A 2,518-nucleotide genomic window follows, 5' to 3' on the forward strand; every position below is an offset into this window, starting at 1 on the left:
GTTATTTCCAGGGGTAGGATCTACTTCATTAGCAGTTATACTAGCGCTGTTGGTATACGTTCCAGAGACATTGACTGTTGCAATGATAGTTAATGTAGCATTCGCTCCATTGGCTAAAGTACCAATCGCCCAGATTCCCGTTCCATTTGTATAGGTTCCGCTAACTGTGCTGGAACTTACAAAGTATAGCCAGAAGGTAAAACATCCGTTACGTTAACTCCTGTTGCAGCACTTGGGCCTGCATTAGTTGCTGTTAAGGTAAAAGTAACATTACTACCTACATTAGGCGTAGCAGTATTTATGGTTTTAGTTATACCAACATTAGACTGTGGAACCGGTGTTGGGGTAACACTAGAGGTATTATTTCCAGGGGTAGGATCTACTTCATTAGCAGTTATACTAGCGCTGTTGGTATACGTTCCAGAGGCATTGACTGTGGCAATGATAGTTAATGTAGCATTCGCTCCATTGGCTAAAGTACCAATCGCCCAGATTCCCGTTCCATTTGTATAGGTTCCGCTAACTGTGCTGGAACTTACAAAAGTATAGCCAGAAGGTAAAATATCTGTTACGTTAACTCCTGTTGCAGCACTCGGGCCTGCATTAGTTGCTGTTAAGGTAAAAGTAACATTACTACCTACATTAGGCGTAGCAGTATTTATGGTTTTAGTTATACCAACATTAGACTGTGGAACCGGTGTTGGGGTAACACTAGAGGTGTTATTTCCAGGGGTAGGATCTACTTCATTAGCAGTTATACTAGCGCTGTTGGTATACGTTCCAGAGGCATTGACTGTGGCAATGATAGTTAATGTAGCATTCGCTCCATTGGCTAAAGTACCAATCGCCCAGATTCCCGTTCCATCTGTATAGGTTCCGCTAACTGTGCTGGAACTTACAAAAGTATAGCCAGAAGGTAAAATATCCGTTACGTTAACTCCTGTTGCAGCACTTGGGCCTGCATTAGTTGCTGTTAAGGTAAAAGTAACATTACTACCTACATTAGGCGTAGCAGTATTTATGGTTTTTGTTATACCAACATTAGACTGTGGAACCGGTGTTGGGGTAACACTAGAGGTATTATTTCCAGGGGTAGGATCTACTTCATTAGCAGTTATACTAGCGCTGTTGGTATACGTTCCAGAGGCATTGACTGTGGCAATGATAGTTAATGTAGCATTCGCTCCATTGGCTAAAGTACCAATCGCCCAGATTCCCGTTCCATTTGTATAGGTTCCGCTAACTGTGCTGGAACTTACAAAAGTATAGCCAGAAGGTAAAATATCTGTTACGTTAACTCCTGTTGCAGCACTTGGGCCTGCATTAGTTGCTGTTAAGGTAAAAGTAACATTACTACCTACATTAGGCGTAGCAGTATTTATGGTTTTAGTTATACCAACATTAGACTGTGGAACCGGTGTTGGGGTAACACTAGAGGTGTTATTTCCAGGGGTAGGATCTACTTCATTAGCAGTTATACTAGCGCTGTTGGTATACGTTCCAGAGGCATTGACTGTAGCAATGATAGTTAATGTAGCATTCGCTCCATTGGCTAAAGTACCAATCGCCCAGATTCCCGTTCCATTTGTATAGGTTCCGCTAACTGTGCTGGAACTTACAAAAGTATAGCCAGAAGGTAAAATATCTGTTACGTTAACTCCTGTTGCAGCACTTGGGCCTGCATTAGTTGCTGTTAAGGTAAAAGTAACATTACTACCTACATTAGGCGTAGCAGTATTTATGGTTTTAGTTATACCAACATTAGACTGTGGAACCGGTGTTGGGGTAACACTAGAGGTGTTATTTCCAGGGGTAGGATCTACTTCATTAGCAGTTATACTAGCGCTGTTGGTATACGTTCCAGAGGCATTGACTGTAGCAATGATAGTTAATGTAGCATTCGCTCCATTGGCTAAAGTACCAATCGCCCAGATTCCCGTTCCATTTGTATAGGTTCCGCTAACTGTGCTGGAACTTACAAAAGTATAGCCAGAAGGTAAAATATCCGTTACGTTAACTCCTGTTGCAGCACTTGGGCCTGCATTAGTTGCTGTTAAGGTAAAAGTAACATTACTACCTACATTAGGCGTAGCAGTATTTATGGTTTTAGTTATACCAACATTAGACTGTGGAACTGGTGTTGGGGTAACACTAGAGGTATTATTTCCAGGGGTAGGATCTACTTCATTAGCAGTTATACTAGCACTGTTGGTATACGTTCCAGAGGCATTGACTGTGGCAATGATAGTTAATGTAGCATTCGCTCCATTGGCTAAAGTACCAATCGCCCAGATTCCCGTTCCATTTGTATAGGTTCCGCTAACTGTGCTGGAACTTACAAAAGTATAGCCAGAAGGTAAAATATCCGTTACGTTAACTCCTGTTGCAGCACTTGGACCTGCATTAGTTGCTGTTAAGGTAAAAGTAACATTACTACCTACATTAGGCGTAGCAGTATTTATGGTTTTAGTTATACCAACATTAGACTGTGGAACCGGTGTTGGGGTAACACTAGAGG

General features: G+C 41.9%; 2 protein-coding genes. Both read right to left on the bottom strand.

Going from position 1 to position 2,518, the window contains the following annotated elements; genetic code table 11:
* Positions 1 to 135: hypothetical protein (locus tag AC1RYN_RS07370; RefSeq protein WP_481806454.1), on the bottom strand; the 135-nt coding region annotated here is incomplete at its 3' end.
* A 41-nt stretch (positions 136 to 176) separates the two neighbouring features.
* Positions 177 to 2,518 (bottom strand): beta strand repeat-containing protein (locus AC1RYN_RS07375; protein ID WP_481806453.1); only part of this gene is annotated, 2,342 nt, incomplete at its 5' end.

This window comes from Flavobacterium sp. TC780 (assembly GCF_056783245.1).